The 16,832-nt window shown below is 62.0% G+C and carries 17 protein-coding genes; 11 read left to right on the top strand and 6 right to left on the bottom strand.

Translation table 11 applies throughout. The features are described from left to right. Positions 1 to 199 precede the first annotated feature (199 nt). Positions 200 to 1,060, top strand: a complete 861-nt coding sequence (gene purU, locus ABNW52_RS09900; RefSeq protein WP_349587038.1) for a formyltetrahydrofolate deformylase — start codon at positions 200 to 202, stop codon at positions 1,058 to 1,060. A gap of 204 nt (positions 1,061 to 1,264) precedes the next feature. Here purU and ABNW52_RS09895 read toward each other — a convergent pair whose 3' ends face one another. The 4 genes from ABNW52_RS09895 to ABNW52_RS09880 all read right to left on the bottom strand — a co-directional run bounded on the left by ABNW52_RS09895 (position 1,265) and on the right by ABNW52_RS09880 (position 5,366). Beyond that, entirely contained in the window at positions 1,265 to 1,927 is a 663-nt protein-coding gene (locus ABNW52_RS09895) for a carbonic anhydrase (protein ID WP_349587035.1), read from the bottom strand. A gap of 115 nt (positions 1,928 to 2,042) precedes the next feature. After that, the gene (gene moaA, locus ABNW52_RS09890; RefSeq protein WP_349587032.1) at positions 2,043 to 3,017 is read right to left on the bottom strand and encodes a GTP 3',8-cyclase MoaA; all 975 of its coding nucleotides are present in this window, start codon (positions 3,015 to 3,017) and stop codon (positions 2,043 to 2,045) included. 270 nt (positions 3,018 to 3,287) lie between these two features. After that, entirely contained in the window at positions 3,288 to 4,775 is a 1,488-nt protein-coding gene (locus ABNW52_RS09885) for an aldehyde dehydrogenase (RefSeq protein ID WP_349587029.1), read from the bottom strand. 45 nt (positions 4,776 to 4,820) lie between these two features. Further along, positions 4,821 to 5,366: a cupin domain-containing protein gene (locus ABNW52_RS09880; RefSeq protein ID WP_349587026.1), complete on the bottom strand. Its 546-nt coding sequence runs from the start codon at positions 5,364 to 5,366 to the stop codon at positions 4,821 to 4,823. 210 nt (positions 5,367 to 5,576) lie between these two features. On the opposite strand from ABNW52_RS09880, the gene ald reads away from it, so the two are divergent. The 9 genes from ald (at position 5,577) to ABNW52_RS09835 (ending at position 14,836) form a co-directional block, all read left to right on the top strand. Further along, entirely contained in the window at positions 5,577 to 6,701 is a 1,125-nt protein-coding gene (ald, locus tag ABNW52_RS09875) for an alanine dehydrogenase (RefSeq protein ID WP_349587023.1), read from the top strand. 15 nt (positions 6,702 to 6,716) lie between these two features. Continuing rightward, the gene (locus tag ABNW52_RS09870; protein WP_349587020.1) at positions 6,717 to 7,472 is read left to right on the top strand and encodes a gamma-glutamyl-gamma-aminobutyrate hydrolase family protein; all 756 of its coding nucleotides are present in this window, start codon (positions 6,717 to 6,719) and stop codon (positions 7,470 to 7,472) included. Between the two features lie 72 nt (positions 7,473 to 7,544). Beyond that, positions 7,545 to 8,879, top strand: a complete 1,335-nt coding sequence (locus ABNW52_RS09865; protein ID WP_349587018.1) for a glutamine synthetase family protein — start codon at positions 7,545 to 7,547, stop codon at positions 8,877 to 8,879. 105 nt (positions 8,880 to 8,984) lie between these two features. Further along, complete coding sequence (locus tag ABNW52_RS09860; RefSeq protein WP_349587015.1) at positions 8,985 to 10,367, top strand: aspartate aminotransferase family protein; 1,383 nt, start codon at positions 8,985 to 8,987, stop codon at positions 10,365 to 10,367. Between the two features lie 194 nt (positions 10,368 to 10,561). Then, positions 10,562 to 11,470, top strand: coding sequence for a flagellar motor protein MotB (motB, locus tag ABNW52_RS09855; RefSeq protein ID WP_349587012.1), 909 nt, complete (start codon positions 10,562 to 10,564; stop codon positions 11,468 to 11,470). Then, the gene (locus ABNW52_RS09850; protein WP_349587009.1) at positions 11,471 to 12,220 is read left to right on the top strand and encodes a class I SAM-dependent methyltransferase; all 750 of its coding nucleotides are present in this window, start codon (positions 11,471 to 11,473) and stop codon (positions 12,218 to 12,220) included. Further along, positions 12,207 to 13,535, top strand: a complete 1,329-nt coding sequence (locus tag ABNW52_RS09845; protein WP_349587006.1) for an HDOD domain-containing protein — start codon at positions 12,207 to 12,209, stop codon at positions 13,533 to 13,535. Before ABNW52_RS09850 ends, ABNW52_RS09845 begins: the two co-directional genes overlap by 14 nt. Continuing rightward, a complete protein-coding gene (locus ABNW52_RS09840; protein ID WP_349587003.1) occupies positions 13,536 to 14,321 on the top strand; it encodes a TrmH family RNA methyltransferase in 786 nt (261 codons plus the stop codon). Positions 14,322 to 14,404: 83 nt separating this feature from the next. Beyond that, positions 14,405 to 14,836 (top strand): GNAT family N-acetyltransferase, encoded by a 432-nt coding sequence (locus ABNW52_RS09835; RefSeq protein WP_349587001.1) that lies wholly within the window; start codon positions 14,405 to 14,407, stop codon positions 14,834 to 14,836. 331 nt (positions 14,837 to 15,167) lie between these two features. Here ABNW52_RS09835 and ABNW52_RS09830 read toward each other — a convergent pair whose 3' ends face one another. Next, positions 15,168 to 15,335 carry a hypothetical protein gene (locus ABNW52_RS09830; protein WP_349586998.1) on the bottom strand — a complete coding sequence of 56 codons (168 nt, stop codon included), beginning with the start codon at positions 15,333 to 15,335 and terminating at the stop codon, positions 15,168 to 15,170. A 325-nt stretch (positions 15,336 to 15,660) separates the two neighbouring features. On the opposite strand from ABNW52_RS09830, the gene ABNW52_RS09825 reads away from it, so the two are divergent. Next, on the top strand, positions 15,661 to 16,209 hold the full coding sequence (locus ABNW52_RS09825; protein ID WP_349586995.1) for a lysophospholipid acyltransferase family protein: 549 nt from the start codon (positions 15,661 to 15,663) through the stop codon (positions 16,207 to 16,209). 52 nt (positions 16,210 to 16,261) lie between these two features. On the opposite strand, the gene ABNW52_RS09820 is transcribed toward ABNW52_RS09825, so the two are convergent. Next, positions 16,262 to 16,822, bottom strand: coding sequence for a DUF1415 domain-containing protein (locus ABNW52_RS09820; protein ID WP_349586992.1), 561 nt, complete (start codon positions 16,820 to 16,822; stop codon positions 16,262 to 16,264). Positions 16,823 to 16,832: the final 10 nt, after the last annotated feature.

Here is a 16,832-nt window from a genome sequence, read left to right as displayed (position 1 = left end):
CCAGCATTGGGCCACGTCTGCCGCGGCGATTCCTGTCTGTTTCCGACATCAACCCATGTCGGCCCGACCAGGGGAATGTCCAGAAAAGGCCAACCGGTGACGGCTGGCGACCAGTACGCAACGTAGCAGCAGGCTAAGGTTGGCCGCAATGCCCCCAGCGGGCTGGCAATATGAACTGCAGGCACAAGGAGACAACACCATGACCGCATCCCACCGTTACACCCTGGCCTGTACTTGTCGCAGCGGGCCGGGCCAGGTCGCCCGCATTTCGCATCTGCTGGACATGCAGCACTGCTATATCGATGAACTGGCGGTGTTTGACGACCCGGACACCGAGCGCTTTTTCGTGCGCTGCACCTTCCACGCGCTGGATGGCACCTTTACCGAGAGCGGGCTGCGCACGGCGCTGAGCGGCCTGACCGAGCAGGGCGTGCTGGAATGGACGCTGCACGACAGCCACGTGCGCCCGCGCGTACTGATCATGGTATCCAAGCTGGACCACTGCCTGAACGACCTGCTGTATCGCCGCAAGATGGGCGATCTGGACATGGACGTGGTGGCGGTGGTGTCCAACCACCCGGACCTGGCGCCCATCGCGCAGGCCTACGATATTCCTTACCACCACCTGCCGCTGACGGCGGACACCAAGCCGCAGCAGGAGGCGGCGCTGCTGGCGCTGATCGAGACCACCGGCGCTGAGCTGGTGGTGCTGGCGCGCTATATGCAGGTGCTGTCGCAGGAGACCTCGCGGCTGCTGTCCGGGCGGGCGATCAATATCCACCATTCCTTCCTGCCCGGCTTCAAGGGAGCCAAACCCTACCATCAGGCCCATGCCCGCGGCGTGAAGCTGATCGGTGCCACCGCGCACTATGTCACCGACGATCTGGACGAAGGTCCGATCATCGAACAGGTGGTAGAGCGCGTCGATCACGCTCACAGTGCCGAGCAGTTGCTGACCGTGGGTCGTGACATGGAGTGCCTGGCACTGGCGCGTGCAGTGCGCTTCCATCTGGAGCGCCGGGTGTTCATGAACGGGAATCGCACCGTCGTGCTGCGCTGATTTGGTGCATCAGGGGGGGCAAGGTTGGCCGCATGGTGCGGCCAACCTTGCCGGCTGCCGAGAAGGCAACTTGTTCCGTTGCTATCGGCCGTGACCGGTCGTTGAGGTGGTAACTTTTGCGTTCACACAACAAAGCCCTTGCGCGTAGCGCAAGGGCTTTGTCAATTATCCCAAGGCTGGCCACATGGTGCGGCCGGTCTTGCTTCAGGCGGCGGAAGCCTGCTGTCTGGGCTGCAGCGGGCACACCAGCGGTACGAACGCCTTGCCGGCGGCATCGTAGCCCCACAGCGCGCCGTCGTTGAGATCGAAATACCAGCCGTCCAGCACCAGTTGCCCGGCCTGCACTTTTTCTGCCAGCCATGGATAGGACAGCAGATTGTCCAGCGACACCATGATGGCAGCCTGCTCGCAGCGATGCAGACGCTGCGCTTCGTCTTCGTGACCATAGCTGCGATAGACAAAATCGCGCGCCGGCGCGGCGATGTCCAGCCAGCGGGTGAGGGCGCTGTCCTGTGGCGTGGAGCGCTGCATCAGCGCACGGATGCCGCCGCAGCCGGCATGGCCCATCACGATAATGCGTTCCACGTTCAGGCTCAGCACCGCGAATTCCAGTGCCGCCGCCACGCTGGCGTGCTGGTTGCCGGCATCGTACGGCGGTACCAGGTTGGCCACATTCCGCACCACGAACATCTCGCCCGGCTGGCTGCTCATCAGTGCCGGCGGGTGCACGCGCGAATCACAGCATCCGATCACCAGTGTGGCCGGATGCTGGCCGTGGCGCAGCGCTTCGTACAGGTTTTGTTCCGGGGAAAAGTAGTTTTGCTGAAAGCGGCGAAAGCCATCCAGCAGGGGTTCGACCGAGTTCATGATGCGGCTCGCTTGAGGGGTTCTGGTGCAGCCGGTCTCGCCAGGCAAAACCGGCTGCAGCAGAGCCCGCTGCCGGCTGTCGGCTGGCAGCCGTGTTGCGGCCAACGCTGGCGGCCTAGCCGCCGGTCATCGACATGAAGCGCACGACCTGGTTCGGGCGCTCGATGAATTCGTGCTTTTCCGGTTTCAGTTCAATGGCGTGGCGGATGGCGGCTTCCAGCTCGGCATCGGTACAGCCGGCGCGCAACAGCGGGCGCAGCTCGAAGCGTTCTTCCTGCCCCAGGCACATGTACAGCGTGCCATCCACCGACAGCCGCACGCGGTTGCAGGTAGCGCAGAAGTGTTGCGACATCGGCGTGATCAGCCCCAGGGTGAAACGGCCATCGCGGCTTTCCCAGTAACGGGCCGGGCCGCCGCCCAGGGTTTTGCAGCTTTCCTGCAGCTCGAAGCGCTGGCTCAGGTCTGCCAGTAGTCGCGACAGGTTCAGGCCCTGCGTGTGTTGGCCGGTGCTGCCCATCGGCATGGCCTCGATCAGGCGTAGGATGAAACCGTGCTCGATACAGAAGGCAATCATCGCCTCGATGTCGCCATCGTTGACGCCCACCATCGGCACCATATTGATCTTGATGGTCTTGAAGCCGGCATCGCGTGCCGCCGACAGGCCATGCAGTACCTTGTCCAGGCTGTCGCTGCCGCTGATTTCCTGCACACAGTCGCGGCGCAGCGAATCCAGGCTGACATTCAGGCGGCTGAGGCCGGCATCGAACAACGCCTGTGCGTGCTTGTCCAGCTGGGTGCCGTTGGTGGTCAGCGACAGGTCTTCCACCCCGGGCAGCGCCGCCAGTCTTGCGGCCAACTCTGGCAGGTTGCGGCGCAACAGTGGCTCGCCACCCGTCAGGCGGAAGCGGCGGGTGCCCAGGCGGGCGAAGGTGGCGATGACGCGCGTCATCTCATCGAAGGTCAGCCAGTTTTCCGGCTCTTCGAAGCCCTTGAAGCCTTTCGGGATGCAGTAGCTGCAACGCAGGTCGCAGCGGTCGGTTACCGAGACGCGCAAGTATTCGATGGTTCTGCCAAAGCGGTCGGACAACATACGGCACTTTCCGGGTTCGGGTGAGTTGCACAAAGTGTAGGTCAAAGCAAACGCCTTGCCAGTTGGCCGGTGGTAGGCTGCCGGCTACCTCTTTCGATGTAGGGGTTGCCTGGGGGCGCTACTTAGTCGGGCCGGCGGCCATTTGCTGACAGTATGCGGCGACTTGCTGTCGGTCTGCTTTGCTTATTGCGACATTTTGCCGGCGGGCTTGTTCGCGGCGGGGAAAAAGAAAACGGGCCCGCAGGCCCGTGGTGCAAGGATCGCGCTGGATTACAGCTTGATCAGTGTCGATTTCAGTTCGGTGTATTTTTCCAGTGCATGCAGCGACTTGTCGCGGCCGTTGCCGGATTGTTTGAAGCCGCCGAACGGGAAGTTCATGTCGCCACCTTCGTCGTAGCAGTTCACCCACACTGTGCCGGCGCGCAGGCGGCGGGAGACTTTGTGTGCGGTGGTGACATTGCTGGTCCATACCGCAGCAGCCAGGCCGTACTCGGTATCGTTGGCGATGCGGATCGCTTCTTCCACGTCCTTGAAGGTGATGATGGACAGCACCGGGCCGAAGATTTCTTCACGGCAGATGGTCATGTCCGGGCGCTGGCACACGAAGGCGGTCGGCTCGATGAACAGGCCGGTGTCGACGTGGGCCGCCTTGCCGCCGCACACCAGTTCGGCACCTTCGGCCTTGGCCTTGTCGATATAGGACAGCACCTTGTCGTACTGCAGGCGGTCGACGATGGCACCCATGCCGGTGGCCGGGTCCAGCGGGTCGGCCGGGGTGTAGCCGGTGGCGGCCTTCTTGAATTCGGCGATGAAGGCATCCTTGATGTCCTCATGTACCAGCAGGCGCGAGCCGGCGGTGCACATTTCACCCATGTTGTAGAAGATGGCGCCGGCGGCGGTGCGCGCGGCGCGGGCGATATCCGGGCAATCCTGCAGCACGATGTTGGGCGACTTGCCGCCCAGCTCCAGCCACACGCGCTTGAGGTTGGACTGCGCGGCATCGGCGGCAATGATCTTGCCCACGCCGGTGGAGCCGGTAAAGGCGATGCAGTCGATGTCCATGTGCATGGCCAGGCGCTTGCCCACATCGCCGGCACCCGGCAGAACCTGGAACACTCCGTCCGGCATGCCGGCTTCCTTGGCCAGTGCGGCCAGGCGAATGGCGGTCAGCGGCGATTTTTCCGATGGTTTCAGGATCAGCGCGTTGCCTGCGGCCAACGCCGGGCCGAATTTCCAGCTGGCCATCAGGATCGGGAAGTTCCACGGAACCACTGCGGCGACCACGCCGATGGCCTCGCGGGTCACCAGGCCCACCAGTTTCGGGTCGACCGGCGCTACTTCGCCGCCGATCTTGTCGATGGCTTCGGCAAACCATTCCACACAATAGGCTGCGCCCGGTACATCCACCGTGGTGGTGTCGCCAATGGGCTTGCCGGCGTCCAGGGTTTCCAGCAGCGCCAGCTCGTCGCCATGCTGGCGAATCAGCGCGGCAAAGCGCTTCAGGATGCGCCCGCGGGCCAGCGGGGCCAGATCAGCCCAGCCGCCGTTGTCGAAGGCGCGGCGGGCGGCTGTTACCGCCAGCTCCACTTCGTGCTCACCCGCCCAGGCAATGCTGGCGAGCTTGGCGCCGGTTGCCGGGTTGATGCAATCGAAGGTGCGGCCATCGGCCGCGTCGACGTAATGCCCGTCGATAAAGGCGCGGCCTTCGATCTTGAGGTCGCTGGAAAGGGCTTTCCACTCAGCGTGGGTGCGAGCCATTGTGATTCTCCTTTGTTGTGTCTACCCGCCCGGTGTCAGGGGCGGTCAGAACGTAGGGGGCGAACTTGCGCTGACAATTTCGCAGGTATCGCCGCCAACGTTGCGAAAACGGTGTGGCAACTTGCTATCAAAGTAATAAGAGTCGCCCGGCCCCAGAACGCGCACGTCGTTACCCACGGTAACTTCGATGCTGCCTTTCAGGACAACGCCGCCTTCCTGTCCTTCGTGCATCAGCATTTCCGGGCCGGTATCGGCATCGGGCTGGTACACCTCGCGCAGGATGGCGATGTCGCGACGCTCGTGGGACGTGCCGACCAGCAACAGCTGAATCTGGTCGTTGCCCAGGTTGGGGAGCTCGTCGTGGGTGTAGAACACGCGCGGCTGTTGCGGGTCTGCGTCAAAGGTGAAGAAGTCCGACAGGGTCATCGGCATGCCTTCAAGCACTTTGCGCAGCGAACTGATCGAAGGGCTGACGCGATTCTGCTCGATCAAAGAGATCGTGCCGTTGGTAACGCCAGCTCGTTTGGCCAGTTCGCGCTGGGAAAGACCCATGCGTTCGCGAACCATCCGTAGTCGTGCTCCGACATCCATGCTTTCTGTCCAATCCGTATGTTAATAATTTTAGACGTTCAATGATAAGGATTTTGACCGCTTTTGGCTGCTTTGCTGCGATGCAATAACGAAAAATCTTTGCAACGTGTGCAATTTATAGTCAAAATCAGTGTGTGGTTGCAAGCTTGTTGTAGATTTTTTTAAACAACACCTGTACAACAGATCACGACACACCCAAAGGAGACAGCTATGTTAATAGGCGTTCCGAAGGAGATCAAAAATCACGAGTATCGCGTTGGCCTCACGCCGTCCGGTGTTCGTGAAATTGTGGCCGCCGGCCACGCGGTAGTGGTGCAAAGTCACGCCGGTCTTGCCATCGGTTTTGCCGATGAGCACTACCTGCAGGCGGGGGCTTCAATCGCGGCATCGGCCGAGGCTGTATTTGCCGCGGCCGACATGATCATCAAGGTCAAGGAGCCGCAGCCGGTGGAGTGTCGCATGTTGCGTCCCGGGCAGGTGTTGTTTACCTATCTGCACCTGGCGCCGGACCCGGAGCAGACTCGCTTGCTGGTGGAATCCGACGCGATTGCCATTGCTTATGAGACGGTGACTGACGAACGTGGCGGCCTGCCCTTGCTGGCGCCGATGTCCGAAGTGGCTGGCCGCATGGCAGTGCAAGCCGGAGCGCATTCTCTTGAAAAGGCCCAGGGCGGCCGCGGCGTGCTGCTGGGCGGCGTGCCGGGCGTGGCCCCGGCCCGGGTGGTGGTGATTGGTGGTGGCGTGGTGGGCTTGAACGCGGCGCGCATGGCGCTGGGGCTGGGGGCGGATGTCACCCTGCTGGACAAGTCGCTGGGGCGGCTGAAGGAGATCGACAGCATTTACCAGGGGCGCATCAAGACACTGATGTCCAATGCGGCCAACATCGAGGAGTCGATCCGCGATGCTGACATGGTGGTAGGGGCGGTACTGGTGCCCGGAGCGGCGGCGCCCAAGCTGGTCAGCCGCAGCATGCTGAAGAATATGAAGACCGGTGCGGTGCTGGTGGATGTGGCGATCGACCAGGGGGGCTGTTTTGAAAGCAGCCGTCCCACCACGCACCAGGACCCAACCTATATCGTGGACGGCATCGTGCACTACTGCGTGGCCAATATGCCGGGCGGGGTGGCGCGCACCGCCACCATGGCGCTGACCAATGCCACCTTGCCCTATGTGCTGGAGCTGGCCGCCAAGGGCTGGGCCGAAGCGTTAACCAGTAACCCGCACCTGCGCAACGGCCTGAACGTGTGCCGCGGCCAGGTGACCTACGCCGCCGTGGCGCGCGATTTGGGTTACGACTATGTAGAACCGTTGGCGGCGATTAAGGCTGCCAGTTAAGCAACCGAGGAAATCATGCAGCAACCGATTATCGGTATTCCATGTGATGTAAAGCAGATCGGGCTGTTCCCGTTCCACGCGGTGGGTGAGAAGTACATCACCGCCGCGGTGGGCGGAGCAGGTGGCATCGCCATCCTGATTCCTGCCCTGGGGGATGCCGCCCAGCTGCGCGCCATTGTCGATCTGGTCGACGGCGTGCTGCTGCCGGGTTCGCCGTCCAACGTCGAGCCGCACCACTATCAGGGGGAGCCCAGCCGCGAGGGCACGCTGCACGATGTGGCGCGCGATGCTACCACGCTGCCGCTGATCAGCATGCTGGTGGACGAGGGCGTGCCACTGCTGGGCATCTGCCGCGGCTTCCAGGAAATCAACGTGGTGCTGGGCGGCGAGTTGCATCAGCACGTGCAGGAACAGCCGGGCTTGAATGATCACCGCGAGCCGGATACCTGCGATGTGGAAGAAATGTATGGCCCGGCGCACGCGGTGAAGTTGGCCGCAGGCGGGCTGTTGCAGGGTTGGCTGGGCTGCGATAGCGCGATGGTGAACTCTATTCACCAGCAGGGTATCAAGCGCTTGGCGCCAGGGCTGGAAGTGGAGGCGCTGGCCGAAGACGGCCTGGTGGAAGCCTACCGCGTGGCCCGAGCCAAGAGTTTTGCCTTTGCCGTACAGTGGCATCCAGAGTGGAAGTACTGGGATAACAAAGTATCCCAGGCGATTTTGAAGGCTTTCGGCGATGCCTGCCGAGAGCGCCGTATGCGCCGGAACCAATAGCCGGCTCGTACTCGGCAAACCATCCGCCCCGGGTCTGACCGCCCGCGAGGCCGGAGAAAAGAGGAAAGCATCATGAGTCACCAAATGTTCGAATGGTTGCGAGAGCACAGAATCACTGAAGTGGAGTGCATTGTTCCGGATATGACCGGCGTTGCACGCGGCAAGATCGTTCCCAAGGACAAATTTGTGTCCGAAGCGGAAATGCGCCTGCCGGAAGCGGTATTGATCCAGACCGTTACCGGGGATTACCCCGATGACAGCATGCTGGATCTGACCGATCCGGACATGGTGCTCAAGCCCGATCCCGACAGCCTGCGCTTCGTGCCGTGGGCAACCGACCCGACCGCGCAGCTGATTTTCGACGCCTTCCGCGCCGATGGTTCGCCGGTGGAAGTGGCACCGCGTAGCGTGCTGCGTCGTGTACTGCAGCTGTACACCGACAATGGTTGGGCTCCGGTTGTGGCGCCGGAGATGGAGTTTTACCTGCTTTCCCCGAACCCGGATCCGGATATTCCGCTGGCCCCGCCGATCGGTCGTACCGGTCGTGCCGAATTTGGCCGCCGCTCCTATGCTATCGACGCGGTGAACGAGTTCGACCCGCTGTTCGAAGACATCTACGACTACTGCCACGCGCAGAACCTGGAAGTCGACACGCTGATTCACGAAATCGGCACCGCGCAGATGGAGATCAACTTCCTGCACGGCAACGCGCTGGATCTGTGCGACCAGGTGTTCCTGTTCAAGCGCACCGTGCGCGAGGCAGCGTTCCGCCACAATATGTACGCCACCTTCATGGCCAAGCCGATGGAAGGCGAGCCGGGCAGCGCGATGCATATTCACCAGAGCGTGACCGACATCAACACCGGCAAGAACCTGTTCAGTAACCCGGATGGCACTCCGTCCGAGATGTTCCTGCACTTCATCGGCGGTCTGCAGCACTACCTGCCGGAGTGCATGCCGTTCTTCGCGCCGTACGTGAACTCCTATCGTCGCCTGTCGCGCTACACCGCGGCGCCGACCAACGTGGAGTGGGGCTACGACAACCGCACCGTCGGCCTGCGCGTGCCGCATTCCTCGCCGGCGGCACGCCGCGTGGAAAACCGCGTACCGGGCGTGGACGTGAACCCGTACATCGCCATGGCCGCCACCCTGGCCTGCGGTTACCTGGGCATCATCAACAAGATCAAGCCACGCGATCCGCTGGCCAGCGACGCCTACGAGCTGCCGTTCCAGTTCCCGCGTGGCACCGAAGAAGCGCTGGAGCGCCTGTCGCGCTGCCATGATCTGGCCGAGGTGCTGGGGCCGCGCTTCGTGAAGATGTTCATCGGCATGAAAGAGAAAGAGTTTGCCGAGTACTTCCGCGTCATCAGCCCGTGGGAACGTCGCTTCCTGCTGCTGCATGTGTAACTGCTGACGCGATATAACAAGCACCGCAGCCCGCAGGGCTGACGAATACGGTGCATGCACCTGCGGCCAACCTGGCCGCAGGTGGCCTTACCTAGGAGAGTAGAAATGACGCAGCAACAACGCAGCACCGCTCAGTGGCGCGAATTGGACGCGGCCCATCACCTGCACCCGTTTACCGACACCGCTTCGCTGAACGAGCAAGGCGTGCGCATGATTACCCACGCCGACGGTATCTATCTGTGGGATAGCGAAGGCAACAAGATCACCGACGGCATGGCTGGCCTGTGGTGCGTAAATATTGGTTATGGCCGCAAGGATCTGTCTGAAGTCGCCAAGCGCCAGATGGACGAGCTCGCTTACTACAATACCTTCTTCAAGACCTCGCACCCGGCGGTGGTGGAGCTGTCGCGCCTGCTGGTCGAAGTGGCCCCGCCCGGCTTCGATCACGTGTTTTACACCAACTCCGGTTCCGAATCGGTGGACACCATGATCCGCATGGTGCGCCGCTACTGGGATGTGAAGGGCAAGCCGCAGAAGAAAACCCTGATCGGCCGCTGGAACGGTTATCACGGTTCCACCATCGGCGGCGCCTCGCTCGGCGGCATGAGCTATATGCACGAGCAGGGCGATCTGCCGATTCCGGGCATCGCCCATATCGAGCAGCCGTGGTACTACAAGCACGGCAAGGACATGACGCCGGAGGAGTTCGGCGTGGCCGCCGCGCACTGGCTGGAAGAGAAAATCCTGGAAATCGGCGCCGACAAGGTGGCCGCTTTCGTCGGCGAACCGATTCAGGGTGCTGGTGGCGTGATTGTGCCGCCGTCCACCTACTGGCCGGAAATCGAGCGCATCTGCCGCAAGTACGACATCCTGCTGGTGGCCGATGAAGTGATCTGCGGTTTCGGCCGTACCGGCGAGTGGTTCGGTCAGCAGCATTTCGGCTTCAAGCCGGACATCTTCACTACCGCCAAGGGGCTGTCGTCCGGCTATCTGCCGATCGGTGCCGTGTTCGTCGGCAATGACGTGGCGGCAACGTTGGCCGCAGGCGGAGATTTCAACCACGGCTTTACCTATTCTGGCCACCCGGTGGCGGCGGCGGTGGCGCACGCCAACGTGCAGGCCTTGCGTGACGAAGGCATCGTGCAGCGCGTGAAAGAGGATGTCGGTCCGTATATGCAAAAGCGCTGGCGCGAGACTTTCGGCCAGTTCGAGCATGTGGACGACATTCGCGGTGTGGGGCTGATCCAGGCGTTCACGCTGGTGAAAAACAAGGCCACCCGCGAGCTGTTCGACAATTGGGGCGAGATCGGCCTGATGTGCCGCGATATCTTTTTCGGCAGCAACCTGATCATGCGTGCCTGCGGCGATCACATCGTCTGCGCGCCGCCGCTGGTGATCACCAAGGCGGAGATCGACACCATGCTGGCGACGGCGGCACGCTGCATGGAAACTTTCGAGCAGAAACTGCGTGAGCGCGGTCTTGCCTGATTAGTCTCCGGCAGCAACTCAGCCAAAGCGGGTTTTGATACAATCAAACCCGCTTTTTCTATTCAAACTGATCGCAGGACGTGGTGGCAGCATGCTGGATGACCGGCGTGCTGCCAGCATCTCTTCTCGCAACGCACGGACTGTCGCGGCCAACCTGGTGGCCGGATGGTTGCAAACGCACAAAGGCAGGCAGCATGGCTGACGAATCGCAACGCCCCATTGTCGTCAAGAAAATCAAGAAAGGCGGCCACGGCCACCACGGTGGTGCATGGAAGATTGCCTATGCCGACTTCGTTACCGCGATGATGGCGTTCTTCCTGCTGATGTGGCTGCTGGGCTCGACATCGTCCGGTATGTTGGCCGGCATCTCCGACTACTTCCGTACCCCGCTGAAAACCGCGCTGCAAGGCGGTGAGGGCACTGGCGCCTCGACTTCGGTGATCAAGGGCGGCGGTACCGACCTGACCAAGTCGACCGGGGTAGTCGCCCGCGGCAGCCCGCGACAGGAAACCGCCGATGTCAAAAGCCGTGGCGAGCAGGACAAGAAAATGCGTCAACTGCAGCAGCGTATCCAGCAGCAGCTGGATGTGACGCTGAGCAAGAACGAGGCGTTGAAAGCGCTGGAGAAACAGATCCGCATGGAAATGACGCCGGATGGCCTGCGCATCATGATCATTGATGAGCAGAACCGGCCGATGTTCCAGTCCGGCGGCTTCGTGCCGCTGGAGCATACCCGCATCATCCTGCAGCAAATCGGCCGCGAGCTGAACGGCATCGACAGCAAGATCAGCATTTCCGGTCATACCGACGCCAATCGCTTTACCGGTAGTGCTGCCGGCTACACCAACTGGGAGCTGTCGTCGGATCGTGCCAATGCCGCTCGTCGCGAGATGGTGGCGGGCGGCATGGCCGACGAGAAGGTCCTGCGCGTGGTGGGGCTGGGCGCGGCGGACCCGATCAACCGGCAGAACATGTTCAGCTCGGAAAACCGCCGTATCGCCATCGTGATCCTGACCAAGGAAGCGGAAGAGCGCATCCGCACCGATGGCGGAGCACAGCAGGCGGAGCCGAGTGCCGCCCCCGCCGCCGAGGGTAGTCAATAAGTGCGTCTGCGCGCCATCGTGCGGGTGCTGCTGGTGCAGCTGCTGGCCGCGGTGCTGGCTTGGAGTGTGGTGGCGCCGATCGGCATGCCGTGGCGTTGGGGGGTGCTGCAGGCACTGGCCGCTGGGCTACTGGCCTGGTTTGCCGGCGTGCGTGGCTATGGGCTGGGCCTGCATGTGCTGTTTGTACCGGCCGTATTGCTGGCATTGCAACTGCAGTTGCCCGCTTGGGTCTATCTGCTAGGGCTGCTGCTGACCCTGTCGTTGTCACGCAACGCGCTTACCGAGCAGGTGCCGCTGTACCTGTCATCGCAAGAAAGCATCGCTGCGCTGGCGGCGACGCTGCCTACCGGTGTGCGCGTGCTGGATCTGGGGAGTGGCGATGGCCGCGTGGTGCTGCAGTTGGCCGCATTGCGCCCTGATCTGACCGTCTGCGGCGTGGAAAACGCGCTGCTGCCGTGGCTGTGGAGCCGCTGGCGCTACTGGCGCGCCGGGCGGCCCGCCAATGCCCGCTTGCTGTTTGGCAGTTTCTGGCAGCTGGACTGGCAGTCCTACGACGTGGTGCATGCCTTCCTGTCGCCGGTACCGATGGCGCGGGTATGGCAGCAGTTCCAGCGCTGCTGCCACCCTGGTGCCATACTGGTGAGTAATACTTTTATGATACAAGGGATGGCACCGCAGCAACGTTTGCCGCTCTCCGGCCCTCTGCAAACCGAACTCTTGATCTGGCGTCACCCGCATGGAACTTGCTAACTGGCTGTCCTCGCTGTCCGAAAACCGTTGGCCGGTATTGTCCGACACCGCCGGCGCGGTGCGGCGCATGATGCTGCGTCATCCGGACGACATTGTGTTCTCCGAGCTGGCCAACCTCACCCTGTCCGACCCCTTCCTGCTGCTGGACCTGTTGCGGCTGGTCGGGGCGTCCAGTGCGGTGCAACGCAGCGAATCCAATCCTACCGTCGAGCAGATGCTGATGATGCTGGGGCTGGAAGCGGTCAAGAAACGTTACGCCTATGTACAGGCGTTTGCGGTCAGTCGCGGCAAGCTGGATGCCGAGGTGCTGGATGCCTTGGGTGGCTGGCTCGGCAAAAGCCGCGTCGCCGCCTTTCTGATCAAAGACTGGCTGGCGATGATTGGCGAAACGCGGGTCGAGGATTGTTTCATCGCCGCGCTGGTGTACAACCTGCCTGCCTGCCTCTATCTGATCTACCGTAACCGGGTGCCGCAGGGGCCGTTGCTGCAGGAGGTGTCCGACGTATTCGGCTTGGATTACCCCAAGTTGCTGGAGCAGCTCATCCAGCGCATGCCACTGCCCAGTGGTTTGCTGGCGACATTGGGAACCGGGCCGGTCAGCCGGCGGCGGCAGTTGCTGAAGCTGGCCATTGCCACTGCCAATGGTATCGACCAGGGTTGCTGGCGCTCGCAGTGGAACATCGGCGTGGAAGCGGCGGCGCGCTTGATTGGCTGTACTGCCGAAGCGGCGCAAAAATCGGTGCAGGATGCGGTGTTGCGAGTGGCGCGTAATCCGCGGGCGCCGGGCTATACCTACCCGGCCCGGGCCTATCTGTGGCGGGAGGGGCCGTTCCCGCAGGTGGCCGAGCAGCATCCGGTGGCCACGCTCAGCGGCGAAGAGCAGCTGGAGCTGGCGCTGCGCGAATCCATTCGCCACTTTGCCAATGATCTCAAGCTGGAGCGTATTTTCTTCCTGCGCTACGAGCAGCACAGTCACACGCTGAAACTGCGCTACCAGATCGGCCTGGATGATAATGACCCGCTGCGCAAGCTGGCAGTGTCGTTGGAGCCCGGCAGCTTTTTCAACCTGCTGGCCAGCAAGGCGCAAAGTTTCCATGCGCCGGCAGGCGCCCGTCCGCAGCTGGCGCACCGCTACGGCGATGAGTTCCTATCGCTGCTGGGCAATGGTGCTTTTGCCGCCATGTCCGTGTTTACCGGCCACAAGCTGGCGGGTGTCTTCGTGGTAGACAACTACCGCAGCAACAAACCGATTGATGACGATACCTACCAGCGGTTCAAGGAAACCGTGGCGCGGGTGTCGCAGATTGCCCTGTAAATGACATTTCACAAACACATTACCTCGGCCGCCAACGATGAGATGAAGCAGTTGGCCCGTCTGCTCGATACCGCGCGCGAGCGCCGCAAGCACGGCGTCGTCGTGCTGGAGGGTCTGCACCTGCTGCAGTCGGCACTGGCTGCCGGCTGGCGGCCGCTGGCGCTGTATGTTAACGAGGCAGCTGCCGGCAAGGGCGAGCTGCTGTCGCTACTGGCCCACGTTGATCCGCACGTCTGCCATCTGGTCGCCACGGCCGTGTTGGCCAAGGTGACCGCGCTGGCGACACCATCCGAAGTGCTAGCCATCTGCGAGCGACCGGCCGTGCAGGCGCTGCCTGCCGGCAGTGCCTGCGTGATGCTGGACGATATTCAGGACCCGGGCAATCTGGGCACTATTTTGCGCTGTGCGGCTGCGGCCAACGTGCGCGAGGTGTTTTTGTCCCGCGGCTGTGTAGATGTGTATTCGCCCAAGGTGTTGCGTGCCGGGATGGGGGCGCATTTTGTGCTGAACATCCACGAAGCACAGGATCTGCCGGCAAGGTTGGCCGCATGGCAAGGCCGCAAGCTGGTGACGCACCTAGAAGGTAGTGTCTCGCTGTACAGTCAGGATCTCACCGGGCCAGTGGCCTTTGTCTTTGGCAACGAAGGCGCTGGTGTGAGCGAGGCCGTGCTGCAGCAGGCCGATGTGCGGGTGCGCATCCCCATGCCTGGACATGCCGAATCGCTGAACGTGGCGATGGCCGCCACGGTGTGCCTGTTCGAGCGGGTGCGGCAGCAGGAAGGTTGATTGCCCTCGACAAGGCCGCGCCATGCGCGGCCTTGTGCTTTGTGGCGTGGCCACCGTTTGGCGGTTTATTTGAGGAGGTAGTGGTGTTCAGTTGGCAAGCGGCAAGTGCGGAGGAGTTCGAGGCGTTGCATCAGCTGCGGCTGGCGGCCATGCGTCCCAGCCTGCTGGCGGTTGGCCTGTATGACCCGGTCCGCTCGCGGGCGCGCTTTGCTGGTCGTTTTTATCCCGAGGTCACGCACTGGATCGTGTGGCAAGGGCAGCGTATCGGCTTTACCGCCATGCGCCATGAGGATGACGGTTGCTATCTGGATCATCTCTACATTCTTCCGGTAGCGCAGGGGCGGGGTGCCGGTGGCTGGGCGCTGCAGGCGCAGCAACAGGAAGCGGCGGCACAGGAAAAAGCCATCATCCTGTGCGCCTTGCGCGATAGCCCGGCAAATCGCTTCTACCAACGGCACGGCTTTGTGCTGACGGGCGAGGATGAGTGGGATATTTGGTATCGCTGGCCGCGGTAAGGGCAGGCTGGTGAGCATGGTGCCGTCAGCAAGGTTGGCCGCAGTGCAGGCTGTTGTGGGCGGCTGGCAGGCATCAGTGCGATCCGTTGCATCCTGTTCCACTGCTAAGTGTTGTGGCTGGTGGAGGGGGTTGAGCTGACGTCGCGTGGCGGGTGATGGTGGTCTCTTCTCCATCTGGTTGCGGCGTGCGGTTCTTGGCATGCGATGTGTCGCTTGTACCGACAGCGGTGGGCGCGCTGCAGTCGTTGTTACGGCAGCAGCTTGCTTGAACATTCCGAACCAGCTCGCTTGCCGGGCAGGTCGCCGGGTGGTGGCGTTGCTGGCGGCAGGCTTACTCTTTGGCTTCGCGCTCTAGTCGGCGCCGTTCAATTTCCCGCCGGGCATTGGCGTTGCGAATATCTTCCGGACGGCTGCGCGGCATGGGTTTGCCGGCGAGGATATTGCTGCGTACTTCGGCGCGAATCTCGAAGTAGGCGGCTTTGGATTGATGATGCGACATGGCGGCTGCTCCTTGATGAGGAAACGGCGACAAGCGCTGCGGGTTCAGCACCCGGGATGGTGGCTCAAAAGCCGGCGCTGACAGCGCAAAGATACCAATAGATTCGGTACTACGCCTGTGGCTGCATGAATGCAATACTGTGTACGGTTTGCCGGGTAAAGCGGGGTTTTCGGGGTGGAATAGTGTTGCATCAGGGCAAATAAAGGCGCGCTGCTGCGGTTAGGTGGCGATCGAAGCGATTTACCTATGACGGCTACTGGGGTACAGTCCGCCGCTTTGCTCGGAGCGGTGGTTTTGCATGCATTACACGATTTTTGATACCCCGGTGCTGCGCACCTTGCTGCATTGGCTGTCGTGTGGCGTGTTGCGTTTGGCTGGCTGGCGCCTGCAGGGCGCATTCCCTGCACTGGATAAATACGTGCTTATCGGCGCGCCACACACCAGCAACTGGGATTTTCCCCTGACGTTGATGTTCTGTTTTGCCGGTGGCGCCAAATTGTACTGGATGGGCAAGCACACGCTGTTCGTCGGGCCGCTGGGGCCAGTCATGCGCTGGCTCGGGGGTATTCCGGTGGATCGTCGCCAGAGCAACTCGCTGGTGGGGCAGATGGTGGCGGTATTTCAGCGCAATGAGCGGCTGGTGGTGGCCATTCCGCCAGAGGGCACCCGCGCACGTGTCAGCAAGTGGAAGACGGGTTTCTATCACATCGCCTGTGGTGCAGGGGTGCCGGTGGCGCTCGGCTATCTGGACTTTGCGCGCAAACAGGGTGGTGTGCTGGAGGTATTTTATCCGGGTGGCGATGTGGAGCAGGATTTGCCGCTGATCCGGGCGCGTTATCAGGGTATTCGTGGCAAGCATCCGAACTGCCAGTAACAGGTGGTAGCAATAAAAAGGCCGGCATCGCCGGCTTTTTTATTGCTGGAGTTCACTTGGCTTTGTGTGGGCCAACGTCCAGGGCTTCCCAGCCCGCGCGGCCCAGTTCTTCCATTACCTCGATATTGCGCTCGTAGATCGAGGCCGGGTCGGGAAAGGCTTCTACTGCCCGGGCGATGCTGGCTTCGCGCAGCAAATGCAGCGTGGGGTAGGGGGCGCGATTGGTGTTATTGCTGACGTCGTTGAGCGTGGTGCCTTCGAACTGAAATTTGGGGTGGAATTCGGCCACCTGCAGTTCGCCTTCTAGCGCCATTTCTGCCAGTACGGCATCTGTCACGCCAAGAAATTCGTTGAAGTCGAGGAAGCGCTGCAGCACAAAAGGATGCACCAGTAGGGTGGTGTCGATCTCTTCCGGATCGCTGTCGGCCAGCAGGCGCAGCTCGGTGACCAGGTGCTCCAGTAGGGCCTGTGGCGTGTCGGCGTCACTGACCACGATGCGCACTTGCTCCTTGACGTAGACCGCCTTGGCAAACGGGCACAGGTTCAGGCCGATAACGGCTTTTTCCAGCCAGTTGCGGGTGCTAGCGATAATGTCGTCGTGGGTGGTTTCCATGATACGGCTC

It is taken from the genome of Vogesella oryzagri, assembly GCF_040148885.1.
Lineage (GTDB): Bacteria > Pseudomonadota > Gammaproteobacteria > Burkholderiales > Chromobacteriaceae > Vogesella > Vogesella oryzagri.
Note: the sequence above shows the minus strand (reverse complement) of the source record. Positions and strands in the feature narration are given on the sequence as shown.

Bases quoted from the DNA above. Each gene is read 5' to 3' on its own strand.
- ABNW52_RS09885 (WP_349587029.1), bottom strand. From the start codon at position 4,775: ATGGCTCGCACCCACGCTGAGTGGAAAGCCCTTTCCAGCGACCTCAAG.
- ABNW52_RS09820 (WP_349586992.1), bottom strand. From the start codon at position 16,822: ATGGAAACCACCCACGACGACATTATCGCTAGCACCCGCAACTGGCTG.
- ABNW52_RS09840 (WP_349587003.1), top strand. From the start codon at position 13,536: ATGACATTTCACAAACACATTACCTCGGCCGCCAACGATGAGATGAAG.
- ABNW52_RS09860 (WP_349587015.1), top strand. From the start codon at position 8,985: ATGACGCAGCAACAACGCAGCACCGCTCAGTGGCGCGAATTGGACGCG.
- ald (WP_349587023.1), top strand. From the start codon at position 5,577: ATGTTAATAGGCGTTCCGAAGGAGATCAAAAATCACGAGTATCGCGTT.
- ABNW52_RS09845 (WP_349587006.1), top strand. From the start codon at position 12,207: ATGGAACTTGCTAACTGGCTGTCCTCGCTGTCCGAAAACCGTTGGCCG.
- ABNW52_RS09865 (WP_349587018.1), top strand. From the start codon at position 7,545: ATGAGTCACCAAATGTTCGAATGGTTGCGAGAGCACAGAATCACTGAA.
- purU (WP_349587038.1), top strand. From the start codon at position 200: ATGACCGCATCCCACCGTTACACCCTGGCCTGTACTTGTCGCAGCGGG.
- ABNW52_RS09830 (WP_349586998.1), bottom strand. From the start codon at position 15,335: ATGTCGCATCATCAATCCAAAGCCGCCTACTTCGAGATTCGCGCCGAA.
- ABNW52_RS09895 (WP_349587035.1), bottom strand. From the start codon at position 1,927: ATGAACTCGGTCGAACCCCTGCTGGATGGCTTTCGCCGCTTTCAGCAA.
- moaA (WP_349587032.1), bottom strand. From the start codon at position 3,017: ATGTTGTCCGACCGCTTTGGCAGAACCATCGAATACTTGCGCGTCTCG.
- ABNW52_RS09880 (WP_349587026.1), bottom strand. From the start codon at position 5,366: ATGGATGTCGGAGCACGACTACGGATGGTTCGCGAACGCATGGGTCTT.
- motB (WP_349587012.1), top strand. From the start codon at position 10,562: ATGGCTGACGAATCGCAACGCCCCATTGTCGTCAAGAAAATCAAGAAA.
- ABNW52_RS09870 (WP_349587020.1), top strand. From the start codon at position 6,717: ATGCAGCAACCGATTATCGGTATTCCATGTGATGTAAAGCAGATCGGG.